The 24,372-nt window shown below is 48.2% G+C and carries 25 protein-coding genes and 1 tRNA gene; 13 read left to right on the forward strand and 13 right to left on the reverse strand.

Annotated features, from left to right (window positions below; genetic code table 11):
• Positions 1 to 63: 63 nt before the first annotated feature.
• From QZ375_RS05660 to QZ375_RS05675, 4 genes are all read left to right on the forward strand, one after another.
• Positions 64 to 981 (forward strand): class C sortase, encoded by a 918-nt coding sequence (locus QZ375_RS05660; RefSeq protein WP_295216540.1) that lies wholly within the window; start codon positions 64 to 66, stop codon positions 979 to 981.
• Between the two features lie 104 nt (positions 982 to 1,085).
• On the forward strand, positions 1,086 to 2,036 hold the full coding sequence (locus QZ375_RS05665) for a Cna B-type domain-containing protein (protein WP_295216543.1): 951 nt from the start codon (positions 1,086 to 1,088) through the stop codon (positions 2,034 to 2,036).
• A gap of 12 nt (positions 2,037 to 2,048) precedes the next feature.
• Positions 2,049 to 2,681, forward strand: coding sequence for a sortase (locus QZ375_RS05670; RefSeq protein ID WP_295216545.1), 633 nt, complete (start codon positions 2,049 to 2,051; stop codon positions 2,679 to 2,681).
• Between the two features lie 68 nt (positions 2,682 to 2,749).
• The gene (locus QZ375_RS05675; RefSeq protein ID WP_295216548.1) at positions 2,750 to 3,181 is read left to right on the forward strand and encodes an N-acetyltransferase; all 432 of its coding nucleotides are present in this window, start codon (positions 2,750 to 2,752) and stop codon (positions 3,179 to 3,181) included.
• Positions 3,182 to 3,295: 114 nt separating this feature from the next.
• On the opposite strand, the gene QZ375_RS05680 is transcribed toward QZ375_RS05675, so the two are convergent.
• From QZ375_RS05680 to QZ375_RS05690, 3 genes are all read right to left on the reverse strand, one after another.
• Positions 3,296 to 5,029 (reverse strand): hypothetical protein, encoded by a 1,734-nt coding sequence (locus QZ375_RS05680; RefSeq protein ID WP_295216549.1) that lies wholly within the window; start codon positions 5,027 to 5,029, stop codon positions 3,296 to 3,298.
• 45 nt (positions 5,030 to 5,074) lie between these two features.
• On the reverse strand, positions 5,075 to 5,923 hold the full coding sequence (locus QZ375_RS05685; RefSeq protein WP_295216551.1) for a hypothetical protein: 849 nt from the start codon (positions 5,921 to 5,923) through the stop codon (positions 5,075 to 5,077).
• Positions 5,924 to 5,980: 57 nt separating this feature from the next.
• A tRNA-Trp gene (locus QZ375_RS05690) sits at positions 5,981 to 6,056 on the reverse strand.
• A gap of 296 nt (positions 6,057 to 6,352) precedes the next feature.
• Between QZ375_RS05690 and QZ375_RS05695 the strand changes: the two genes are divergently transcribed.
• Positions 6,353 to 6,604 (forward strand): hypothetical protein, encoded by a 252-nt coding sequence (locus QZ375_RS05695; RefSeq protein WP_295216554.1) that lies wholly within the window; start codon positions 6,353 to 6,355, stop codon positions 6,602 to 6,604.
• A gap of 176 nt (positions 6,605 to 6,780) precedes the next feature.
• On the opposite strand, the gene QZ375_RS05700 is transcribed toward QZ375_RS05695, so the two are convergent.
• Positions 6,781 to 7,014 carry a helix-turn-helix transcriptional regulator gene (locus QZ375_RS05700; RefSeq protein WP_295216557.1) on the reverse strand — a complete coding sequence of 78 codons (234 nt, stop codon included), beginning with the start codon at positions 7,012 to 7,014 and terminating at the stop codon, positions 6,781 to 6,783.
• Positions 7,015 to 7,157: 143 nt separating this feature from the next.
• Between QZ375_RS05700 and QZ375_RS05705 the strand changes: the two genes are divergently transcribed.
• Positions 7,158 to 7,349: a hypothetical protein gene (locus QZ375_RS05705; RefSeq protein ID WP_295216560.1), complete on the forward strand. Its 192-nt coding sequence runs from the start codon at positions 7,158 to 7,160 to the stop codon at positions 7,347 to 7,349.
• 118 nt (positions 7,350 to 7,467) lie between these two features.
• On the opposite strand, the gene proS is transcribed toward QZ375_RS05705, so the two are convergent.
• The 8 genes from proS to QZ375_RS05745 form a co-directional block, all read right to left on the reverse strand.
• Positions 7,468 to 8,928 (reverse strand): proline--tRNA ligase, encoded by a 1,461-nt coding sequence (proS, locus tag QZ375_RS05710; protein ID WP_295216565.1) that lies wholly within the window; start codon positions 8,926 to 8,928, stop codon positions 7,468 to 7,470.
• Between the two features lie 476 nt (positions 8,929 to 9,404).
• Positions 9,405 to 10,223: an RnfABCDGE type electron transport complex subunit B gene (locus QZ375_RS05715; protein ID WP_295216568.1), complete on the reverse strand. Its 819-nt coding sequence runs from the start codon at positions 10,221 to 10,223 to the stop codon at positions 9,405 to 9,407.
• A 12-nt stretch (positions 10,224 to 10,235) separates the two neighbouring features.
• Complete coding sequence (locus QZ375_RS05720; RefSeq protein WP_295216573.1) at positions 10,236 to 10,820, reverse strand: RnfABCDGE type electron transport complex subunit A; 585 nt, start codon at positions 10,818 to 10,820, stop codon at positions 10,236 to 10,238.
• The gene (locus tag QZ375_RS05725; RefSeq protein ID WP_295216577.1) at positions 10,817 to 11,482 is read right to left on the reverse strand and encodes an electron transport complex subunit E; all 666 of its coding nucleotides are present in this window, start codon (positions 11,480 to 11,482) and stop codon (positions 10,817 to 10,819) included. The genes QZ375_RS05720 and QZ375_RS05725 overlap by 4 nt, the downstream gene beginning before the upstream one ends.
• Positions 11,479 to 12,048 carry an FMN-binding protein gene (locus tag QZ375_RS05730; protein WP_295216582.1) on the reverse strand — a complete coding sequence of 190 codons (570 nt, stop codon included), beginning with the start codon at positions 12,046 to 12,048 and terminating at the stop codon, positions 11,479 to 11,481. Before QZ375_RS05730 ends, QZ375_RS05725 begins: the two co-directional genes overlap by 4 nt.
• Entirely contained in the window at positions 12,041 to 13,033 is a 993-nt protein-coding gene (locus QZ375_RS05735; RefSeq protein WP_295216586.1) for an RnfABCDGE type electron transport complex subunit D, read from the reverse strand. The genes QZ375_RS05730 and QZ375_RS05735 overlap by 8 nt, the downstream gene beginning before the upstream one ends.
• Positions 13,034 to 13,175: 142 nt before the next feature.
• Positions 13,176 to 14,462, reverse strand: coding sequence for an electron transport complex subunit RsxC (gene rsxC, locus QZ375_RS05740; protein WP_295216590.1), 1,287 nt, complete (start codon positions 14,460 to 14,462; stop codon positions 13,176 to 13,178).
• A gap of 99 nt (positions 14,463 to 14,561) precedes the next feature.
• Positions 14,562 to 15,521, reverse strand: coding sequence for an FAD:protein FMN transferase (locus tag QZ375_RS05745; protein WP_295216593.1), 960 nt, complete (start codon positions 15,519 to 15,521; stop codon positions 14,562 to 14,564).
• Between the two features lie 387 nt (positions 15,522 to 15,908).
• Here QZ375_RS05745 and QZ375_RS05750 point away from each other — a divergent pair, with 387 nt between their 5' ends.
• From QZ375_RS05750 to QZ375_RS05770, 5 genes are all read left to right on the forward strand, one after another.
• Entirely contained in the window at positions 15,909 to 16,526 is a 618-nt protein-coding gene (locus tag QZ375_RS05750) for a histidine phosphatase family protein (RefSeq protein WP_295216597.1), read from the forward strand.
• Between the two features lie 190 nt (positions 16,527 to 16,716).
• Positions 16,717 to 17,502 (forward strand): hypothetical protein, encoded by a 786-nt coding sequence (locus tag QZ375_RS05755; protein WP_295216600.1) that lies wholly within the window; start codon positions 16,717 to 16,719, stop codon positions 17,500 to 17,502.
• Between the two features lie 33 nt (positions 17,503 to 17,535).
• Positions 17,536 to 18,435, forward strand: coding sequence for an RluA family pseudouridine synthase (locus QZ375_RS05760; protein WP_295216603.1), 900 nt, complete (start codon positions 17,536 to 17,538; stop codon positions 18,433 to 18,435).
• Positions 18,436 to 18,617: 182 nt separating this feature from the next.
• Complete coding sequence (locus tag QZ375_RS05765; RefSeq protein WP_295216607.1) at positions 18,618 to 18,782, forward strand: hypothetical protein; 165 nt, start codon at positions 18,618 to 18,620, stop codon at positions 18,780 to 18,782.
• 152 nt (positions 18,783 to 18,934) lie between these two features.
• On the forward strand, positions 18,935 to 20,296 hold the full coding sequence (locus tag QZ375_RS05770; RefSeq protein WP_295216610.1) for an SH3 domain-containing protein: 1,362 nt from the start codon (positions 18,935 to 18,937) through the stop codon (positions 20,294 to 20,296).
• Positions 20,297 to 20,481: 185 nt separating this feature from the next.
• Here the strand turns inward: QZ375_RS05770 and QZ375_RS05775 are convergent, their stop codons facing one another.
• Positions 20,482 to 21,819, reverse strand: coding sequence for a citrate/2-methylcitrate synthase (locus tag QZ375_RS05775; protein ID WP_295216693.1), 1,338 nt, complete (start codon positions 21,817 to 21,819; stop codon positions 20,482 to 20,484).
• A 548-nt stretch (positions 21,820 to 22,367) separates the two neighbouring features.
• Here QZ375_RS05775 and QZ375_RS05780 point away from each other — a divergent pair.
• Together QZ375_RS05780 and QZ375_RS05785 are read left to right on the forward strand one after the other, a co-directional pair.
• Complete coding sequence (locus tag QZ375_RS05780; RefSeq protein WP_295216613.1) at positions 22,368 to 23,594, forward strand: UDPGP type 1 family protein; 1,227 nt, start codon at positions 22,368 to 22,370, stop codon at positions 23,592 to 23,594.
• Positions 23,595 to 24,171: 577 nt separating this feature from the next.
• A partial coding sequence (locus QZ375_RS05785) for a hypothetical protein (protein WP_295216616.1) occupies positions 24,172 to 24,372 on the forward strand: 201 nt, incomplete at its 3' end.

Here is a 24,372-nt window from a genome sequence, read left to right on the forward strand (position 1 = left end):
AAGTGAAAATGAAAACCTAAATTCGTCCGCCGGGGATTCCCGGCGGGCATTAGGGAGGGACCCATGAGAAAAAAGAAAAGTAAATTCAATGTGATTTCAACAATTGTATTGCTGATTCTTTTACTGGTGGGGCTCTCCGTGATGCTTTATCCGACTGTTAGTAACTGGTGGAATACCAGAGTGCAAAGTTATGCTGTTGCGGAATATAACCAGGCAGTGGAACAGATGGACGATTCTGAAAAAGAAAAAATTCTTGCTGCGGCACATGCCTATAATACATCTTTGAATCAGATCTATGCACCTTTTGAAAATTATGATGAAGTCCCTGGCTATGAGGAGAATTTGAATGTTTCTGGGACAGGGATTATGGGGTATATTTCTATTCCGGAAATCAAAGTGGAGCTTCCGATTTATCATGGGACCAGCGCTGAGGTGCTGAATGTCGCTGTAGGTCATTTGCAGGGTTCTTCTTTGCCTGTGGGCGGAACGGATGCACATGCAGTAATTTCTGCACACCGCGGTCTTCCATCTGCAAAATTGTTCAGTGATTTGGATCAGCTTACAGAAGGAGATACTTTCACAATTACAATACTGGATGAAATACTTACATATGAAGTGGAACGTATTTTGATTGTCAGGCCGGAAGAGATCGATAAACTTGCAGTGATTCCGGGAGGAGATTATGTTACTTTAATGACGTGCACCCCCTATGGAATCAATACCCATCGATTGTTGGTACGTGCGCATCGAATTGAAACAGTGTATCCGAACAATATTAAAGTCACTGCGGATGCAGTACAATTGGATTCCGTATCAGTTGTACCATTTTTTGCTGCGCCGTTGTTGCTCGGCTTGCTCTTGTTCTGGATCTTTGGCGGAAGAAGGAAAAAAACAATTCCTGCGGATGATCCGCTATTGATATTGCAATGGAGTGAATCATTGGAAAGAGAGGAGGGGGAGATGCCATGTGCAAAAAAATGATGCGGCAGTGGGGAATAGGACTCTGTATTTTAGGATTGTTGTTTTGGATAGCAGCATGTTTTTGGATGCCGGTTTTTGCTGAAGAAAAAACAGTTTCTTTCACAATGAACTGTCAGACAGAAAATGTGACAATTTCTGGAATGCAGTGGAAGCTTTATCGTGTAGGCGAACGGATTCCCGAAAGCAATTCCTTTGTATTGCAGGATGATTTTGCAGACTATGATGTGGCAATGGAGGATTTAACATCGTCTGCACTTCAGGATGCTGCGGATACATTGGAAAATTATGCTGTTTTGGATAATATTTCCCCCTTGCTGTCCGGTGTTACCGATCAATCTGGGGCACTGTGTTTTGAGGGCATGTCAAAGGGATTGTATCTTTTATCAGGGAAATCCAAACTGATCGGTGATAAACGTTATATTCCTTCTGCTGTTCTGGTAGATCTTTCAGATAAGGAAACAAATTTAGATTTTATGACGTATCCGAAATTTCGGGTGCGGAAAATGCCGTCTTCTGAGAATGAAATGTATACAGTACAGAAGGTTTGGCTGCACGACGAGGAATATCCAGATGATCGTTCTACAGAATTGACTGTGGCGATTTATCGGGATGCGCAATTGGAAGAAGAAGTGAAACTCAATGAGCAGAATAACTGGACTTATCAATGGACAGGAAGTGCTGCGTCTGAATGGCGTGTCAAGGAAGTCGAGGTGCCGGGAAATTATACTGTTATTTATCGTGCCAATGACACACAGTATGTTATTTTGAATTCACATAGTACAGTACGTTCCTCCATGGTGACACCGTTGGTTACGACTGAAATAACCACTTCTTTGGAAACAGAAATTTCGTCTTTATCTTCATCTTCCCAATCGAAAACCGAAACATTTCCTATGACAATAAGTTCTGACAGTGGTTCCAGGAATTCATCTGGAGGTGGTTCTTCCGGTAGAAAACTGCCTCAAACAGGACAGCTTTGGTGGCCTGTTCCGCTGTTGATTGGAGGAGGACTGATATGTATTGTCATTGGCTGGCGTATGCATCAAAAAAAGTGAGTGGAATTTTCTATGAAAAAGATACGTGGTTGGTATTGGATCATGACGGGTGCCATTCTGCTGATTGCAGCGGTGCTTCTGGTTGGATATAATATTCAGCAGGATTATCATGGTGCAGAGGCTACACGAACCATTTTGCCGGCGCTGCAGGAAAAAATGACGGCAACAGCTTCTGAAAGGGATACGCAAGAATTACCTTTAGAACAAGATCTGTTAGCAGGATATACAGAAGAATTATCGTCAGAAGAAATTCTGCTTGAGGTGGATGGGGAAACTTATCTAGGAACGATCTCTATTCCTTCCCTTGGCATAGAATTGCCGGTATTGAGTGCGTGGAGTTATCCCAATTTAAAATTGGCGCCATGCCGTTATGCCGGAACGGTTGCAGATGGAAATTTGATCTTGGCTGCTCATAATTATCGCTCTCATTTTGGAAGGATCGGTAATTTAAACTCAGGAGATACAATTTACTTTACAGATGGCGGCGGTGTGCTGCATACCTATGAAGTGGTGCAGACAGAATTGATGTCTGGTCATGATGTGCCGGCGATGGAGAGTAATGCCGAGGACTGGGATTTAACTTTATTTACATGTACTATGAGCGGCAGAAACCGTGTGACTGTGCGTGCTATGGAGCTTTCTTAAGGCAATACCGCAAATCTTTATGCGGTATTACCTTAATTTATATGCTTTAAAACAAAGGGGAAAATGCGATGATCAGGAAATTTGAAAGATCAGATACTGAGCGGGTTATGCAAATATGGTTGACTGGAAACGAGGATGCACATCCTTTTATTCCAAAAGCGTATTGGCGTTTCAATTTTTCTGCCGTGCAGGAACAGATTTTGCAAGCGGAGGTTTTTGTCTATGAAAAAGACGGAGAAATACAGGGATTTGTTGGCATGATGGGCGACTATCTTGCAGGGATTTTTGTTGATAAAAAATACCGTTCTATGGGAATTGGAAAAGGTCTTTTGGCGTGCGTCAAAAAAAATCATCCTATGTTTTCGTTGCATGTTTATCAAAAGAATCGGCGTGCCGTGGATTTCTACTTGAGAGAAGGACTGTTTATTGTATCAAAAGGAATTGATGAAGATACAGCAGAAACGGATTATACAATGGTGTGGAATCAAAAGGAGGTGTAGTATATTCATCATGCCGCCGGAACAGAGACCCAAGGAAAAGTTTGAAATTAAGCAAGACTGCACAAAAAAACCGTCCGGGCAGATTCCCGGGCGGTTTTCTTTCATCCCAATGTTCTATTTCTTAACAGAATTTTCTGCATATCGAACTAATACCTCATAGGCATCATCAGGGTCAATTTGGCTATTTTTATTTATGTCGCATAGATATGTATTGACAAGTTGCGATTTTCTAACTGACTGAGACGCATAACTTAACAAAATTTGATATGCATCATCCGCTTCATAGGAAATGCCATTTCCATTCGCATCACCAATTTCAATCAAGTTATCATATATTCCGTCTTTGTCTAAGTCGAGATAGAAATTTTCATGTTCTTCTTCTGTGTCATAAGTGACAAGAACCTCAGATTCTTCCGTATATATGTGAAAAGAAGTGCCCTTGATGCTATTTCCAGTTGTTTCTTCTGCATAACTGCAATCAAAAATGTACCGAGCATCTCCAGAAATAGGTGTATCACCAGAAATTAAAACACCTTGTTCTTGTTTGGAAAGTGTTAAGGTCTGCTCTGGCGATAAAACACCAATATAGTCAAACCAGTTAGTAGGGCTATAATCGCATGTTTCTGTATCATATGCTAGATACAAGGTTGAAGTAAATTGCCGTTCGCCTTCGTTCGTTAACGAAACAGATTGACTTGACATATCTGCTGTATATTTTTCAGCATCGAATGCATCATAGCGAGAAATAAAGGTATCTCCAGAAATTCTAAGATCTACTCTTTCCGGCTCAGATAATTCCTGTTCAATATGAAATGCGTCTCCTTCTAAATAATAAACAGCATTTGAAAAATCATATTCCCCAGCTTCTGACCCATCTATTGAAATTTTCAATCCCTCTGCATTACCGTGAAAAAGTCTGCATTGTACAATATTTGAGGTGTTTGTAGCGTCCAGTGTTGTTTCAGAATACGGTGCTTTATAAAGGAGCAAATCTGCATTGTTTGTCACTAATGTAAAGCTTGCCCCAGTTTCAGAACCAAGTTCATAGATTGGAATATAAAATTGTTTGGTCTTAGAATTAATATAAATGCATTGCTCATCTCGAAAAGGGATATGATTTTCTTCAGCACTAACACAATTACTGTCATAAGTCAGAATACAAGTATCATATGAAGTTCCGTTCCAATCCCAATTTCCTGTTGTCATTCCCAATCCGGTCACCGCATGAGAAATGCTTTCATCCTGGAAACTAATCAAAAAATATTCGCCTGTTTCTTGACATTGTTTTGCGCAATCCAGAAGCTGTTCCATTTTTTTTGCATCAGAATAAGTACTGTTTAATCCGGCACTGTATTGGACGGGTTTGTGTGCTTGTACCAGAGAATATGCAGCAATCAAATCATCCACATCTTCTGTCAATGGAATATCATATAGCGTTTCTGCATCCGCATAAATATCACTTGGAGAAAGAATTCCATTATGAACCAGAACTGTTAATGCAGCAATCCCAAAACAGCATCCCGAATTTGTTAGATTTTGGAATTTGTATTCATAATACATAAACCGTTCAGTTGCTGTAAGATTTTTCGTGTAATTCTCAAGTACAACTTCGGCTCTGTCTGTTGTAGTATCATAAATATGATTGGGAAAGGAAAAAGTATCTGTACCTAATCCATGAGAGACAGCTAGTTGTTTTAATGCACTGTCTTCCACAGTAGTTTCTTGGAAAATAGGAATTTCTGTGTCTATTATATCATATTCCGCGGCGAAAATTGTATCTGTAAGACTTTTAGCAATGCCCGTGAAAAACAAAGTAATCGCAGAGACACATGCAATCATTTTTTTCATTAGAAAATTCCTTTCAAAAATCATGTTTTTTGCTGCATAGAATAGTTAAAAAGTTCTTTCTTCTCCAATATACCAGCCAGATACATTATAACTCTTTCCTATACTCGTGCAAGTATAGTAGTAAAGAATCTGATAAACATCAGATAAAGACTGCAAGTCGCAATCGAAGAGAAGGGTATTTTCATCACCGTCAGCAGCCATTGCATATCGTTTTCTTGTAAAACCATATTTTTGAGGATTTAGAAATACTTCAACACCGTCCAAATAATAATATGAAGAGGAACCATATCGCTTTAACTCACTATTTTCTTGTCCGATGCTAATGGCATTGCGAACAATGTAAGCATCATCTGCTGTAATCTTTTCATCGCCATTTACATCTCCGATTGTCCATTCGACTTCTACATCGCAAGTAGATATGTCGCTTTCATCACAATTTGTCAGAGAACCTTTTCGAAATTCTGCATCTTCAACAGCAATGGATGCTGTATTGCTTACATAAACAGTTGCCAAAGTACCGTCTGTATTGCAAATACTTGATGCAATGCTAGTAATAGCTACATTTTCACCTTCCTGTGCAGCGACTACAGTAGCATCTCCGCATACATTTCCAACAGAAACAATGGGCATTCCACTCGCATCAAACAATAAAGAAGTATTTACATTCAGCTGAATCTCCGAAATATCGAAACCTGTATTGTTCTGAATTTCAAGAGAGATTGCTGTTGTGCCTTCAGGAATAATTGTTCCATCAGCAGTTACAATTGCTTCTGTTACGGTACTAGTCGTGATATTTACTGCATTTGTCTCTGCTGATGCATTTACAACAAGAGCACCATTAGAGCCTAAAATTGTTGCAGCTGTTAACGCTGCTGCTATCTTCTTCATTTTCATATAATATCCATCCTTTTTTAAATAAATAATATCCCCCCCATAAAAAATGGGGGGATATGGCAGGGGCACCAAGAATCGAACTCGGGACACGCGGTTTTGGAGACCGCTGCTCTACCGGCTGAGCTATACCCCTATTTGAAAGATTATGAAGCACAATACCTGCAACGTTATATATTATACCACAAAAAAAATCTCTTGTCAACCGCTTTTTGCAATTTTTTTCTTTTTACCAAAAGACTTTCCAGAAATAAAAGAAAAATCGCTTTTCCCAGAAAAACATCTGCCGACTGGAAAAAACGCCGAAAAATTCCCATGCTGTCACAGGTTCTGACAAAAGCCGACAGTAACATGTGCTATAATGAAATTACCGGATCGGTTGCAGGAATATAAACGGCATTGCCTGTCAAAAGGCAGAAAGGAGGGTTTTCAATGCAGCAGATCTTAGACCAAATTGCACGTGAGAATCAGATTTCCGTGGAAGAAGTTCAAGAAGAGATCGCAGCGGCAATCCGGGAGGGGATGCACTGTCCGGATCTGAGGGTTCGGCAGGCGTGGGATGCCATTTCCAGAAAGCAGGGGACACCTACGCCCGAAGAGGTAATTGCCTATCTGGCTGCACAGATCGTGGCAGAGCAGATCGCCGATTCTGTTCCGATGCCCTTTGCGCTTGCGGCGAAATAGGAGCGTGCTCACTTAGAGTCTGTTCAGTATCTGGGCGTGCGCAGATTGCGCAGTCAGATTTTTTGGGAGATGAAGTGAAAAACGGAGGAAATCCTTTGTGGATTTCCGAGTATTTTCACAAAATCTCCCACAAAAGATGCAAGCAAGATGCGTGCGAAAAGATGCTGGACAGGCTCTTACATATCGTCTTCGAAAAAACGGTTCGGCGGCACCTGGAGTACTTTTGCAATGTCAAATAGGGTATCCAGAGAAAGGGCACAGTCTATATTTGGCGCTTCCACTGCGCCCAGGAAAGAGACATTTTTGTCGATCTTTTCGGCAAGTTCCTCCTGAGTGAGCCCTTTTAGTCTGCGGTAATAACTGATTTTCAAGCCTATTTGCCGATATTTGACCGCATGTTGTAATTTCATTTGCCCCGCCTTCTTTCTACATACCATTTTATGTTAGATGAAAAACAATACACATTGTATATTACCCAATTTAATATTGTATATCATCTAATATGAAAAGTCAAGTGTTTTTGATATCATTTACTGAAAGAGAGGAATTTATCATGGAAGATTACAAAAAACCATACTTCACTGTATTTGCAGCACTCTGCGATACCATTGATACCCTGGAACAATTGCTCCGGGATGGATCGCTTTCCTCGGATGGACGTTCGAAGCTGGAATCGGAAATCCGCCGTCTGAAGGCTGTGCACCAAAAGGCAGAGGATGCAGCCCTTGCCGGATGTAAGGCATGAAAAAAGCCGCATTTGAACCCAAACAGGGCGCAAATGCGGCTTTGTGTATTTTATTGTATTATGTAGTATCTGCCTGTATCATTTTGTTTCAGGCGTGAAATTCTTCTATATGTGTCTATTAATATGCCTTGCCCCAGAGTACCATATGCTTTGCTGGCTTGCCGCAGCAGACGCACTTGTCAGAAATGGTGTGCTGTTCCAGAGGAATACAGCGAGAACCCACGCCGGTGACTTCCTTGACCTTATCCTCGCAGGCTTCATCACCGCACCACATAGCTTCTACGAAGCCGTCGCCCTTTTCTTCCAGTGCCTGCGTGATCTGTTCCATGGTCTCGCAGACATAGGTCTTGTTTTTGCGGTTTTCCATTGCCTTGGCAAACATGCCCTCCGGGATCTCGATCTCCAGGAGTCGGGTGAGTGTTTCCAGCAGAGTTTCATAATTGTTATCCAGAGAAATCGTCTGCTTTTCGCCGTTATATCGTGCAGCAACAACGCACTGACCGTTTTCGATATCCTTGGGACCGATCTCAATGCGGACAGGAACGCCCTTCATCTCATACTGTGCAAACTTCCAGCCCGGTGTATTGTCGGAATCGTCCAGCTTCACCCGGATGCCCTTTGCCTGGATCGCTGCATACAGCTCATTTGCCTTATCCAGAACGCCTTCCTTGTGCTGTGCAATGGGCACGATCACAACCTGAATGGGTGCTACAGCCGGCGGCAGGACCAGACCGCTGTTATCGCCGTGGGTCATGATAATTGCACCGATCAGACGAGTCGTCACGCCCCAGCTTGTCTGATGGGGATGTGCCAGCTTGTTGTCCTTTCCGGCGTACTGGATGCCGAATGCCTTTGCGAAGCCGTCACCGAAATAGTGAGACGTACCTGCCTGAAGCGCCTTGCCGTCATGCATCAGCGCTTCAATGGCATAGGTTGCCACAGCACCAGCAAACTTGTCGCTCTCGGTTTTTTGTCCCTTTACCACAGGCATTGCCAAAGATTTCTCGCAGAATTCTGTGTAAACATTTAGCATGCGCACGGTTTCTTCCATCGCTTCTTCCGCAGTAGCATGGATGGTATGGCCTTCCTGCCAGAGGAATTCACGGGAACGCAGGAAAGGACGGGTGGTTTTTTCCCAACGCACCACGCTGACCCATTGGTTATACAACTTCGGCAGGTCACGGTAACTGTGTACAATGTCTGCGTAGTGTTCGCAGAACAGCGTCTCAGAAGTGGGGCGGACGCAGAGGCGTTCCTCCAGCTTTTCATTGCCGCCGTGGGTCACCCACGCAACTTCTGGGGCAAAGCCTTCTACGTGATCCTTTTCCTTTTGCAGCAGGCTTTCCGGAATGAACATGGGCATATTCACATTTTCATGACCGGTTGCCTTGAACATGTCGTCCAGAATGCACTGGATATTTTCCCAGATCGCATAGCCATAGGGGCGGATAACCATACATCCCTTGACGCTGGTATATGAAACAAGCTCTGCCTTTTTGCAGATATCGGTATACCACTGTGCGAAATCCACGTCCATCGCCGTGATTTCTTCTACCATTTTCTGATTTTTCTTTGCCATAATATCCTCCTGTACTCGCTCATGCAAGATATGGTTTCAGTATAGCACATTTTTGTGAGAAATGCAAGTGTTATGTGCGAACTTGCCACGGCTTTTCACAGAATGCATAAATTATGGATGGATGGTTTATTGTCCCATCCAAGGGTTAATTTGACATTTTGTGTCGCATCTGGTATAATGGTGATCCGAGGGCATACCAAAAACGGTAGGCGGTCGTTCCTTGCTCCCTGTTACAAGGGAGGTGATAAAATGGACAGCGCAGTAACTTGGGCTGATCTGATTCAGTATACTTATATGCTGATTGCATTGGTTTCCGTATTATACGCCATTTTTCATAAAAAGAAATAACCGCCCCTGCTGCGAAACTTGGGCGGTTATTCTCTAACATAACCATCTAGGGAGCAGACCGCTTACTGGTATGCTCTCTTTCTTTTATTATACCCGGCTTTCCCGAAAATGTCAAGTGCTTATTCCGCTTATTCTGCTGCCGGAGCAGTAACCTTGGGCTTACGCAGATTGGTGATACATCCTCTCGGGCATTCCTTCACGCACAGACCGCAGGACTTGCACTTGTCATAATCAATGACCGGATAGGCGTTCTCTACGATGATGGCGTCAAACTTGCAGATCTTTTCGCACTTTTTGCAGCCGATGCAGGCATTTTCACAGGACTGTACGGCGACCTTGCCCATATTCCGGGAAGAACAGCGCACGTCCACTTTTTTCTTCTCGGAGCGCAGCTCAATGAGACCGTTGGGACAGACTTTTGCGCACTTATTGCAGGAGACGCACTTTTCTGTGCAGAATGTGGCAATGCCGTTCTGGATGGAGATCACGTCGTTTTCGCAGACATTCACGCAGTCTCCCAGTCCCAGACAGCCATAGGCGCAGACACCAGTGCCGCCGTAGAACCGCTTTGCCGCTGTGCAGGACTGTACACCATCAAAGTCAAACTTCCGCTTTGTGGCGCTGCAAGTACCGTTGCAGTGGAGTACCGGCACCATCCGCTCCGCAGCGGAAACAGATACGCCCATGATGTCTCCGATGGCTGACGCCGCGTTGACGCCGCCGGGCAGACAAGCGTTCATGGGGGCACCTTTATTTACAATGGCATCGGCATAGTCTGCACAGCCTGCATAGCCGCAGGCACCGCAGTTGGCGCCGGGCAGGGCTTCTGTGATCTTTACGGCACGCTCGTCTACCTTCACGGCAAACACCTTGGAGATCACCACCAACAGCACGCCGAACACAATGCCCATAACGACAAAAATCAAGATGGGATAGATATATTCCATGGCACATCCTCCTTATGAACCCAGTCCGCCGAAGCCCAGAAAGCTCATGGACACAATGGCGGCTGCAATGAGCGTTGCGGGAACGCCCCGGAATGTCTTGGGTGTGGAATCCTCTGCGTCGTCTACACGGGAGCGCACGCCGGAGAAGATCACCATAGCAAGGGCAAAGCCCAGACCGGAGAATACGGCATTCACCATGGACTGTCCGAAGCTGTAGCTTTCGTCAATGTTCATGATGGTCACGCCCAGTACGGCGCAGTTGGTGGTGATCAGGGGCAGATATACGCCCAGGGTCTTATACAGCGGCGGCATAAGCTTCTTGATGACGATCTCCAGCAGCTGAACAAATACTGCAATGACCAGAATAAACGCTACCGTCCGCAGATAAGTCAGCTCCAGGGGCTTCAGAATGAAGTAGTAAATGGGGTAGGTCACCAGAGATGCGCAGAACATCACAAAGACAACGGCTGCGCCCATGCCGATACTGGAATCCAGCTTTTTCGAAACGCCCAGGAACGGGCAGATGCCGTAGAATTTGGACAAGACAAAGTTGTTTGTCAGTACGGCGGCAATGATAATGGCAATATACGTACTCATGCGTCAGCCTCCTCCTGTTTTGCGCCGCATACTGCCGCGTTGGGACAGGATGCACAGCCGATCTTCTTCGGGGGCTTTTTCTTCGCCAGAGCACAGACAATGGCAATGACAAAGCCCAGTACCAGGAAGCCGCCTGCCGGCATGACAAACAGGCTCATGGTGTGGTTTACCATACCCGGAATCGTCAGTCCGAACCAAGTGCCGGAACCCAGGATCTCACGGACACTGCCCATGAGGAACAGCGCTAGTGTAAAGCCCAGACCCATGCCTGCGCCGTCCAGCGCAGACGCCAGGACATTGTTCTTGGATGCGAACATTTCCGCACGTCCCAGAATGATACAGTTTACGGTGATCAGTTCCAGGAATGCCCCCAGACTGGTGTACAGTGACGGCACAAAGCCGTGTACCAGAAACTGAATGAGGGTCACAAAGGATGCGATAATGACAATATAACAGGGGAGCTTCACCTGTTCTGGGATCACTTTCCGCAGCAGGGAAATGACGATATTGGAACAGATCAGCACGAACATGGTGGAAAGTCCCATGCCGATGCCGTTGAATGCGCCGGTGGTTACCGCCAGAGTCGGGCACATGCCCAGCAGTCCCACGAGGGTGGGATTTTCCTTAATAATGCCCTTGGTGAATTCTTTTCCGTAATTCATGCGCCGATCACCTCCTGATTTGCGCTGACTGTTTCGAGTGCACAGTTAACAGCGGCTTTCATGCCCTTGGAAGAATAGGTTGCGCCGGTGATATTGTCCACGCCGTCCACAGCGGCAGTGTCAGTTAAGCCCACCAGCTTGTCTACCAGCAGCTCCGGATTGGATTCCACCTTCGTACCCAGCCCCGGTGTTTCGGAAACAGAGACAAAGGATACACCGGTAATAGCGCCGTCTTTATCCACGCCGATAATGACCTGTAAGCCGCCTTTGTTATAGCCGTCTGCGGTAATAAGTACAGCTGCCTGTCCCTTTTCGTCCACATAGAGTGCCGTAGCAGCAGCTTTGTCGCCGTCTGCCGGAGTGAAATCGGTGATTTCTTCAAATGTGCCTGCATCCGGCAGCTCCTGCAAGCTGGACTGGATGGCATCTGCTTCTGCAGCGGCGATCTTGTCCTTGGTCACGCTGTTGGCAACTGCCAGCATACCGCAGCATACGGCGCAGATGAGTGCCAGTATCAGAGGCGGTACGATCATATTTTTTGCAGAGGATTTTGCTGTATCAGCCATTGCCCTTCGCCTCCTTTTCCACAGGTTTTGCACCCAGGGGTTTCGTCATGGTGAAACGGTCGATATAGGGGGTCAGCAGGTTCATGAGCAGGATGGAGAACGAACAGCCCTCAGGCATATTGGCGAATTCCCGGATGACAAAGGTAAGTATGGCACATCCCAGACCAAAGATCAGCTTGCCTGCGCCGGTCATAGGCGTGGTGACATAGTCTGTTGCCATGAAGAATGCGCCCAGGATCACGCCGCCGCTGAGGAGCGCATAGAGCACATCGGTCATTTCGCCGCCGGTTGCCAGTACATAGCAGAGTTCCAGCACAGCCAGACCGCCCAGATAGGATACCGGAGTATGCCAGGAGATCACGCCGATGACCAGCAGGAAAATACCGCCGATAAGCAGTGCCAGGGCGGAAGTCTCACCCAGAGAGCCGCCCACATTGCCCAGGAACAGATCCAGCAGGTTTGCATCTCCCGATGCCAGAGGTGTTGCGCCGGTCACGCCGTCTGCCAGACTGCCGGACGAGGCGAACATATTGCCATCCTGATAATAAAAGGGCTTCACCCAGGTGGTCATGCTTTCGCCGCAGGACAGCAGCAGGAACACACGTCCCGTAATGGCAGGATTTGCGAAGTTGCAGCCCAATCCGCCAAACAGCTGTTTTACCACAGCCACAGCGAAAATACAGCCAATGGCAGCCTGCCACAGGGGCAGCGTTGCCGGGAGATTCAGTGCCAGGAGCACACCGGTGAGCAGTGCGCTGCCGTCGGAAACAGTAACTTGCTTTTGCATAAGCTTCTGACAGACCAGCTCTGTGAATACGCTGACAGTGGCACAGAATACCACCAGCAGCAGGGCACGTGGACCGAAGAACACAGTCGCCGCCACAATTGCTGGAACCAACGCCAGTACCACTAGCAGCATAATTTTCTGGGTGGTCATCCCACTCCGCACATGAGGTGACGGAGATACGGTGAATAATGATGCCATGTTTTTCCTTCCTCCTCTTTTTTCGTTCAGAATTAGGAATTAGGAATTAGGATTGAGGAATGGCGGTGTTCGCTTCGCTCAAAAAATATAATTCCATCGCCAAAGGCGATACCGACATTCCTAATTCCTAACTCCTCATTCCTCATTTCTTGATGCTTGACATATAAAATGCTTTTGCCAGCTGATTATTTTCCGCTACGGGGCGCTTTGCCGGGCAGGCGTAGGTACAGCAGCCGCAGTTCATGCACAGGGTAACTTTCAGCTTGCCCAGTGCATCGGCATCCTCATTCCGGAACGCCTTTGCGATCTCCGTGGGCATGAGCCGCAGAGGACATGCCTGGACGCATCTGCCGCAGTGGATGCAGGCGGACGCCTTCGGAGAGACGAATTTTTCCAGCGCCAGAATGGCGTTGTTGGCTTTCAGCACCGGGTCTGCTGGGTCGGGAATGGCAATGCCCATCATAGGGCCGCCGTAGAGGAGTTTTTTCGCCCGTTCCATGTCGCACTGGGCAAAATCCAGGACATCCTGCACCGGTGTTCCCATGGGTACTATCACATTGCAGGGATTCCCAACTGCGTCGCCGTCTACAGTGACCATACGCTGTACCATGGGCGTTCCCGTTTTGAGGTAGCGGCTCACAAAGGCAACGGAGGATACATTCATGACGATAACGCCTTGATCTGCCGGAAGCTGTCCCTCCATGACCACACGTCCCAGCGTATTATAAATGAGCACCTTTTCCGCACCCTGGGGATATGTGGTAGGCAGTGTCACCACTTGGATCTCCGGGTGCGCTTTTGCCTTTTCCGTCAGAATGCGGATGGCTTCAGGCTTGTTTGCCTCAATGCCGATGATCGCTTTCGGGATCTCCAGCCAGTGGAGTACCTGCAATACACCATCCAGTACTTCGTCAGGGGCTTCTACCATCTGACGATAGTCGGAAGTGATATACGGCTCACATTCTGCCGCATTGATACACAGGGTATCCACTTTCTGCTTGGGTGCAAGCTTCACGTGAGTGGGAAAACTTGCGCCGCCCATGCCCACCAGACCGCTTTCCCGGATGGCAGCCAGAAAGCTTGCCTTGTCGGTAATTTCCGGGGGCTTCACGTCGGGACAGACGGTCTGCTGTCCGTCCGTCTCGATTTCCACTATGGGACAGGTTCTGCCGTTGGACATGCGGTAGGTAGAGATCGCCTTCACTGTTCCCGACACACCGGCGTGAATGGGTACTGCCATAAAAGCATCTGTATCGCCGATCTTCTGCCCCACTAGTACCGTATCCCGTGGCTTTACCACAGGCGTACAGGATGCGCCGATGTGCATGCTCATGGGAATCCGCACCAGCTTCGGCAGCGGCAGGGAAACAGATGCACAATTCTCTGTGTTTTTATGGTGCGCCAGGTGGACACCATGCAGTTTCTTCATAGGGTTACTCCTCTCTTTTCATGCTTTGTTTCAGGTTTTGACGGTGAATTTTTGTTTATCCGATCATCTGCAATCACGTGTGTAGAAAACAAAAATGTTTCAAAATGTCTCAAATTGCAGCCCATCGCTGATATACAGCGTTCCGCTTGTGTCCTGGGCGACAATTTTGTAGTCCTCTGCCTGCAAATGGCGGTCAATATGTTCCGTGCCCTCCAGCCAGATGAGGGTGGAGAGAAAATCCGACTGTAAGCCGCTGCCGCAGAATACGGTCACGGTAGTCAGATCCGACTCCGCCGGCATTCCGGTGACCGGGTCGAGAATATGGCAATATTCCTTGCCGTCATCGGCGGTGAAATAGCGTTCATAGCCACCGGATGTGGACAGGAAACAGGCTTCTGTGGTGACTTTTCCCAGAATGCCGTCCTCGTCCGGGTCACGGATCTCTACTGTAAAGGGTTTTCCGCCGGGCTTTTCGCCGTAAAACAAAATGGACGAGGTCATGGAAATCGTGCCATAGGTTGTCTCGCCGGATTCATCCAGCAGCTGCTTCACGCAGTCTAGCCCATAGCCCTTTGCCACTGCCCCAGCGTCCAGCTGGGCGTCGTTTGTCAGGGTAACTGTGCCCTCCTCCGCCGTCACATGGGCAGATGAAATGGTAGGCAGAACCGCATCCAATTCCGCCTGGGACGGTACATGGGGTGTTTCTGAGGTGATACCCCAGAGTTTCGTCAGAGCACCTACGGTGATATCCACCAGATCACCGTAACGTTCGTTGTACTCCAGTGTGCGGGACACCAGGTCGTATACATAGGCATTCCCCGACAGTGTGCCGTCTCGGTTCAGCCGGGAGACAGCGCTGTCCGTGGCATAGCTGTCCAGCGCTTCGTCCAGGGACTGGAGCAGCCGGGCAACCTCTTCTGTATCGCCGCCCTGGAGGGTCATGGTACACGCCGTATCCATGACCCAAACTGTTTTTGTCCGGGTCTGATCTGCCGGTGCGGCACAGGATGTCAAAAATACCAGAGGCAGAATAGATGAAAAAAGTTTTTTCCAAATCATAAAATAATGCTTTCCTTTATGGTCGGAACATGGTATACTATGTAGTATGCCTTTCGGGCAATTGTTCGATTTTTCAAAAACCCATCTCTCATTATAATACAAATCGACAGCATTGTAAACCGAAAAACATTGTCTTTTTTGAAACCAAATTATTTTTTGGATTTTCCTGAAAATATTAAGATAAAAATCAATAATCTTCGGAAAATGCACGGGAACAGTTGAAATAATTGTTTTTTCGGGTGCAGTTATGCTTTGGCACGGCAGGAGCAAGCCCCTGCCCTACGATTTGTTCTTTTACACAATAGTATCATGTAGGGCGGGGGCTTGCTCCCACCGCTGATATGGATTGCATTATGATTTTAAAATGGAAGCTAGGAGGTTTTTTCCATGAAAGGATATCGCATCAGCGTCATTCGCCACGGCAGAACGGCTGCAAACGACAAGGGAATTTACATTGGCAGGACGGATTATCCCCTGTCGGACAAAGGTGCGGCGGAGCTTGCCGGAAAAATGGACGAGTTTGTGTACCCCAATGTGGCACGTGTTTACAGCAGCCCCCTGCGCCGCTGTATGGAGACGGCGGAAATTTTATTTCCCGATGTGCCGGTGCAGACGGTAGACAATCTCATTGAGATGGACTTCGGCGAATTTGAGGGGAAATCTGCGGATGAGCTGATAAACCGGGAGGATTTCAAGGAATGGCTCAAAGGCGGTGTGGATTGCCGTCCGCCCCAGGGGGAAAGCGTAAAAGAAATCCAGCTGCGGATCTTCCGGGCGCTCCGGGAGGTCATCATAGACATGATGCAGGAGGATCTGCTCCACTGTGCCATGATCACGCATGGCGGTATCATTGCCAATATGCTTGCTGGTTTCGGACTGCCTAAAATTCCAGCGCAGGAATTGCAATGCCAGCCGGGAGAGGGCTTTGATATTCATATCACCGCAGATCTGTGGCAGCGCTCCCAGGCGTTTGAGATACTGGGAATGACGCCATATAATTCATAATTACGCCGCTGGCGGCAAGGAATAAAATTGTAGGGGCGAACTGTGTTCGCCTGCTGGAGATGCTGGGAAATAATTGGGCGAACACAGTTCGTCCCTACAGCATTTCAGAAGAACTCATCCCGAAATGTCATTGCATGAATTCCTTCATTCCCGCCATACTATTCCTGACAAAAGCATGGGAGGGAATGGAATGCAGATATTGGAGGGACAGCGGTTTGCCGGGACAGTGCTCCGGCGAAATCGGCAGCTTTGGTGGGAGATCCCGGGTTTATTGTTGCTGCTGGGTTTCATGCAGCTGCTGGAATGGTCTGCGGCGGTACTTTTGCTGCGCATCCGAGGGGAAACGCCGGCAGCGCTGTTGGCGGAGGATAGCGTGCTGTGGCGGTTGGCGCAGATATTTCTGGGGATTCCTTGCGGTCTGGTGTGGATCTGGTGCAGCTGGACGTTGTGGCTGCGCTGTACTCGTGCTGCCGGAATGCTGCCGGAAAAACGGCGTTATTCCAGGGGCAAAATGCTGTTTCTGGCGCTGCAGAATGCCCTGATCCGAACGGTGCTGCTCCAGAGTGTGACACTATGTTTCTTCGGTGCGTACCGGTTCTTGGAAACTGCGGCGCAGCATAGGGAGAGTGCGCCTTGGCTGTTTGGTACTGTGCAGCTGACGGTGCTGGGAGTGGTGTGCTTTTTGCTGTGGATTTATGTGAGTCTGGGGCTTTGTTGTGTGCCATTTGTGTGGCTTTCTCAGCCGGAATTGCCGCTGTGGCGCATTCCGCTGCGTGCTATGGGCGTTATGCGTGGGGGCAGACGGGAATTGCTGGGGATACTAGCGTGGTATATGGTGCAGATGCTGCCCGTTGTGACCATTCCCTGGGTTCTGCCGCATGCTGGGGTAGCGGTGACGGTGTTTTTCAATATCCGTGTGCGCATGGCGGAAGAAAAAAGTCGCCTTACCATCGGTAAAAAGGTTGCTTGGCGATGAAGCTTTTTTACTTTTTATGAAAGGATAGCGCTTATGGCAAATTCTTTGGTCTTTCTGGCGGATGACTTGGAACAGCCTATGACGGCGGAACAGTTCCTGCGCCGGCGTAAAGGGATATCCCATCGGATGCTGATGCGGCTGAAGCATACTCCCGGCGGTATCTGCTGCAACGGAAAGCCCATCCGTACCATTGACCCCATATCTTCTGGTGACCGTATCGTGCTCACAGAGCCGGAACAATCCTCAGGGCTGACACCATCATCCCACCTCCACGTGCCGATTCTGACAGAAACTGCATCCTATATTCTCTATAACAAACCTCCGGGTATGCCCGTCCATCCCTCTCAGGGACACCATAATGATACCTTGGGAAATGTCTTTGCGGCGGCATTTCCAACACTGCCCTTTCGTCCCGTATACCGCCTGGACAGGGACACCAGCGGTATCTGCCTGATCGCAAAGTCTGCCTATAGCGCAAAGCTGCTCCAGGGACACATTCAAAAGCGATATCTTGCCCTGGTCTGTGGTATTCTCACATCCCCCGGCACAGTAAATGCACCCATCGCCAGAGAATCAGACTCGATTATCCGCCGCTGCGTCAGAGCAGACGGCAAACCGGCAGTGACGCATTTTGTCCCTTTGGGGAATGACGATCAGTACACCCTCCTGGAGCTGACGCTGGAGACAGGACGTACCCACCAGATACGGGTACATATGGCACACTTGGGCTATCCCTTGGCTGGAGATTCCCTGTACGGCGGTGATCTGTCCCGGTTTCAGCGGCATATGCTCCATTGTGCTTCGGTAGAATTTTTCGATCCGGATACCCATGAAATGGTCTCGGTGACCTGCCCTTGGGATGTGTCAGAGCAGCCTTTTCCTGGAATATCCATACCGTATTATGACAATCCCAAGCAAAAGGTTACAAAATGAGACATGATCTCTTTTTCGATATTTGTGATATATGCACATATTTTGCACTTGAAACTTGTGCAAAATCATGTGTTTTTGTAAAAAATCGAAGGCAACGTTCGGAAAGTCTTGCAAAACGGTTACAAATGTGGTATAATACTTGTTGTACGGTGACCACTGACTCTTCTGGGACATGCTCTGGTATGTCCAAAAGAGTTCATCCGTCTGCCGTCCGTCTGTCCAAAGCATTCCGACAGACGGCGCAATGCAGGCGGCGCACAAGTTCCAAAGGGATCGATGATCCCAGGCAGATCGTCCGTGTTACGACAGATCCTCTGATCCGTCAGGACAATGCCGGCAGAGCGTAAAACGCCGATTCGCCTTCGGACCGGACAGGCGTGTGCCGTCATATCCTTTTCAGTATCTTCAAAATTGAATTGGCTCGCATTGCAAGCGGCGGCTCTGCCGTACTGCGATGCAGCGGCTGCTGTAGACGCAAAAATCTTAAAGGAGCGAAAGTATGCGTAAAAAAATCATGGCAGTCGTTTTATCCTGTCTTACATTTCTGACACTGGTCTTTTCTTCCTTTGCCGCATCCATGCGGGTTTCGGCAGTTTCTGTGGATGAGATGACACAGGTCGCAGTGGAAATTATCACACGAAACGAAGGAACCTATGGTTCTATCAACCGCAACGATAACGGTGCAGTCAGCATCGGTATCCTGCAATGGCACGCAACCCGTGCACTCCAGCTGATGCGCTCTATTGCAAACGCCGATACGGCATCTGCACAGAGCATTCTGGGAAATACTTTTTATAATGAAGTTATGACCGCTTCCAGCTGGAACACCCGAACATTTTCTGCGGCAGAGGGCACAGCAGCTGCAAACCTGCTGACTACCTCCGCAGGAAAGTCCAAACAGGACGCTCTGGCGTACAGTGATGTACAGGGCTATATCAATGCCGGAAAACAGTATGGCCTGACAAATGCCGGCGTTCTGGTTTATTTTGCAGAGCTTTACAACCGGGGAAGCGGTGTGGCTGCACGGATCCTCTCTGCTGCAAAGGGCAGTGGTTCTTATGCAGACATCACCCTTGCAACGCTGCACAATGCGGCACTCGTTGACCGCGGAAACAGCTCCGGCTATTACACCAGCCGGCTGAACGATGCTTATAATACCGTCATCTCCCTGGGCTGGGGTGACGCATCTGTCACAGATGGCACAACTGCACAGCCCAGCACACCGGATACTTCCGATTTTTCTGAAAGCTATGCCGGTACATATACCGTAACGGCTTCTTCCCTGAACATCCGCAGCGCACCTACCACATCGGCTTCGAAGGTCGGTTCGATCCCCAATGGTGCGACAGTGACTGTTTCTTCCGGAAACGGCAGCTGGGCGGCTGTTTCGTACAATGGCGTGGAGGGGTATTGCTCCATGGATTATCTCCAGGCGGTAGCTGCACAGACAACTGCACCGGCGGAGACTACCACCACAGCAACAACGACTACTACCACGACCACCACGACAGAGGCTGTGACCACTACGACAACTACTGCGGCGGAGACCACCGCAGCTGATACACAGACAACTACAGCAGAAACCACTGCTGCACCGGCAGAGACTGTACAGTCTTCTGTTGCAGTAGTCGGCGTTGCCGATCCGACTTATGCTTCGATTTACGGTGATGTAAACTGCGACGGTACAGTGGATGCTGCCGATGCAGTGCTGCTGCAAAAATATCTGAACGGCTGTGTATTCCTGAATTATACACAGCTGTCCAACGCCGATTGTCAGCGCGACAATGTACTGGATACCACTGACGTAACAGTCATTATGCAGTATCTCATTGACAATTTCATTGCCCTCCCGGTGGTATAAGCCGGAGAGACAACATACATTTTTCTGCAAACGGGAATTTGTAAGACAACGATAAAACGACGATCCGCCGTATCACGTAATGTGGTGCGGCGGATTTTTTACATTTTTGTGCAAAGCACGGACTTGATACAAAAAAAGCCGTGTCATTTTGGTGACACGGCTGTATTCCTTTATGTGATGTTATCTCAGCGTTCTTCCAGAGGCGTATAGTTCTGCGGTTCGGATACGGAGAGATATGCCGGGCGGATGATCTTCCGGCAGTTGATAAGCTCTTCCAGACGGTGCGCAGACCAGCCGGCGATCCGGGCAATGGCGAAAATAGGCGTAAACAGATCCATGGGCAGCCCCAGCATCCGATATACAAATCCACTGTAAAAGTCCACATTGGCACAAACGCCCTTATAGATCTTTCGGTTCTGGGTGATGACCTCACCGGCAAGACGCTCTACTGTTGCATAGAGTTGGAACTCGTCGTGGCAGTCTTTTTCTGTGGACAGCTGTTCCACGAAAGATTTCAGGATCACAGCACGGGGATCGGAAACGGAATATACCGCATGTCCCATGCCATAGATCAGCCCTGTATGGTCGAAGCCTTCGCCTTTCAGCAATCCTTGCAGATAGGCACGGATGGCATCCTCATCCTTCCAGTCGGGACAGTGTGCCTTCAGATCTGCGAACATCTCCATGACCTTGATGTTGGCGCCGCCGTGCTTAGGGCCTTTCAGCGAACCAAGTGCAGCTGCAATGGTGGAGTAAGTGTCTGTTCCCGAAGAGGAGACTACGTGAACTGTAAAAGCAGAGTTGTTGCCGCCGCCGTGTTCTGCATGGAGCACCAGGCACAGATCCAATAGCTTTGCCTCCAGTCGGGTGTATTTTCCGTCGGGACGCATCATATACAGGATATTTTCCGCAATGGTCAGCTTCGGATCGGGCTTCTGGATGAACATGCTCTTGTCATTCCGGAAGTACATAGACGCCTGATAGCCGAACACTGCCAGAGAGGGGAACTGAGAAATGAGCTGGATACACTGACGCATGACATTGGGCAGGCTGGTGTCGTCGGGCTTCGGGTCATAGGCGTGGAGCGCCAGCACGCATTTTGCCATGGTATTCATAATGTTATCGCTGGGCATTTTCATGATAACGCCGCTGTTGAAATGGTTGGGCAGCATCTGATAATCCACCAGCAGCTGGTGGAACTGGGTCAATTCCTCCTGCTTCGGCAGATGTCCCATGAGCAGCAGATAGACAATTTCTTCAAAGCCGAAGCGATCGTGGGACACAAAGCCTTCTACCAGTTTTTCAATGGGAATGCCGCGGTAATAGAGCTGTCCTGGACCAGGCACCTCTTTGCCGTCCACCATCTGCGTTGCGCAGACTTTACTGATGGTAGTCAGACCGGCACGCACACCCCGTCCGTCCAGATCACGCAATCCACGTTTCACTTCATGCTTGACATAAAGCTCTTGTTCGATCTGATAGTGCGGTTCGGCATCAGCAGTGAACTGATCTACCAATTGCATGTCGTACTTGTACTGTGCGATCATTTGTTGGATCTTTGCGGAATGCAGCAGTGTTTCTCTCTTCATATCGTCAGTCCTTTCTGAAGCGGCTTTTTGCCGGATGCCGAAATATACGGCTTTTCGGTCAATTCTGGCTTGCTTCGGTTCGTGTCAGATAGGCGGATATCGCATGCTTTGTTTGTACATTTATCATCCTGTACAATATGCTTGTAAAAAAGTTGATTTTTTTTTATTATATCAGATTTTTGTGAGTTTGTCAAGCCGGAGATTTTTGCTTTTCATGCAATAGCGCCTTTTTAGCCTTTTTGATATGGTGCGCTTCTCCAACCTGTTAAATTTTCTGGAAAAACGCACTTTTCTGAAGAAACATCTTGTTTTTTTTCGAAGAATGTGGTATAATACGGATATGTTATTTGTTCGCAAAATTTGTCGGTTACCGGGGTAAATTGTATCTTGGTATAGGGGATAAAAACCGATGCGATCCAGAGCATGTTTACATAAATTCGAACAATTGTTTTATGTGGACACAGAAAGAAAGGACAAGATCTATGACATATTCGGAAGCGTTGCAGTATCTGACTGCACACGGACAGGAGCATCTGCTCCGATTTTATGACACGCTTCTGCCGCAGCAGCAGGAAAAGCTGTTGGGACAGATCGCTGATTTGGGGCTGGGACGTCCTCAGTTCCGGGATCGCAGTGCGCTGACTCAGGAGCGGGGCAGATTTTCGCCCTTGGGTGCACTGACACTGGAGGAGATCCGTGCCAATGAGGAAACCTACCGCAAGATCGGCATGGATGCTATCCGTGACGCCAAAGTGGGCGCAGTGCTCCTTGCGGGCGGGCAAGGCTCCCGGCTGGGATTCGACCATCCTAAGGGCATGTTCAATATGGGAAAGACCCGGGATCTGTACATTTTTCAGTGTCTGATCCAGAATCTTATGCGTGTGACGGATGAAGCAGAAGCATATGTGCCGCTGCTGATCATGACCAGCGAGCAGAACGACGCAGAAACACGTGCGTTTCTGAAGGAACACGACTACTTCGGCTACAGTGCGGACAATGTACATTTCTTCAAGCAGGAGACAGAGCCGGCAGTGGATGAAGCCGGAAAGATCCTCATGAATGCGCCGGATCAGATCGTGCTGTCTCCCAACGGCAACGGCGGCTGGTTCTCTTCCATGCAGCGTGCCGGACTGCTGAAAACGGTAGAGGAGCTTGGCATTGAGTGGCTCAATGTTTTTGCGGTGGACAATGTGCTCCAGCAGATCGCAGACCCGGTATTCATTGGTGCGACCATAGCTTCGGGCTGTGCCTCCGGCGGAAAGGTCGTCAGCAAGGCGGCGCCGGACGAGCGTGTAGGCGTGCTTTGTCTGGAGGATAATAAGCCCTCGATCGTGGAGTATTATGAGATGACAGAGGAAATGCGCACCCTGCGCAATGAGGACGGCAGCCTTGCCTATCGGTTTGGCGTGATCCTGAACTATCTGTTCCGGGTGGATGCGCTCATGGATACGCTGGGATCAGATTTTCCGCTGCACATTGCCCATAAGAAGATCCCGTACATTAACCAGGAGGGGAAATATGTGAAGCCGGAAGAACCCAACGGCTATAAGTTTGAGACGCTGGTGCTGGACATGGTACATATGCAGGACAGCTGCCTTGCCTTTGAGGTAGAGCGTGCCAAGGAGTTTGCGCCGGTGAAGAATGCCACCGGAGTGGATTCTGTGGAGACGGCACAGGCGCTGTTGGAACAGAATGGCGTAGTGTTATAAGTGTTATTAAGAGCATAGGAAAAAGCCGTATCGGTTCTGCCCGATACGGCTTTTTGCATTGTATCTTCAGTGGTTAATCAAAAAAGTGATTGACATTTTTCGACAAATCCGATATAATAAAAAACAGAGCATACCAAAAGCGGTACGACTGCCGATTTTGTGCAGTCGTCTCTCGTTCCGAAGGGAACGAGACAGGCGGTCAATCCACGCTCCCAGAAGGGAGTGAATGCGCATGAACTGGAACGATTTTTTTCAGTTTATCATCGCTGTTTGTAACGTCCTGCTAGTTTACATAGCATTCAATGACTACAAACGGAAATAACCGCCCTCAGCTTCCAACTGGACGGTTATTTCTTGTAACCTAAGTGAATGGGAGCGGCCGCCTACCGGTATGCTCTCTTTGTTTTTATTATACCTCATTTTGAGGCATTTGTCAAGCGTTTTGCCGCATTTTTAACCCGATTACAGCAAACCTTACCATAATCCAAATGTAGGGGCGGATATTATCCGCCCGCATTTTATGTTTGCCATTGGCAGTATCTTCGAGCAAAAAGAACTGCAATTGTAGGGGCGAACTGTGTTCGCCCGTTGGGAAATTTACGGGAATTTGCGGGCGAACGCAGTTCGCCCCTACATTTTCACGGCAAGAAAAACGTTATTCCAGAGACAAATCTTCTTCAGTCAGCACGATTTCGCCGTTCCTGAAACATTGCAAAATCCCACTGTAGGGGCGGATATTATCCGCCCGCATTTTATGTTTGCCATTGGCAGTATCTTC

This window comes from Ruminococcus sp. (assembly GCF_019417665.1).
Taxonomy (GTDB): Bacteria; Bacillota; Clostridia; order Oscillospirales; family Ruminococcaceae; genus Ruminococcus_C.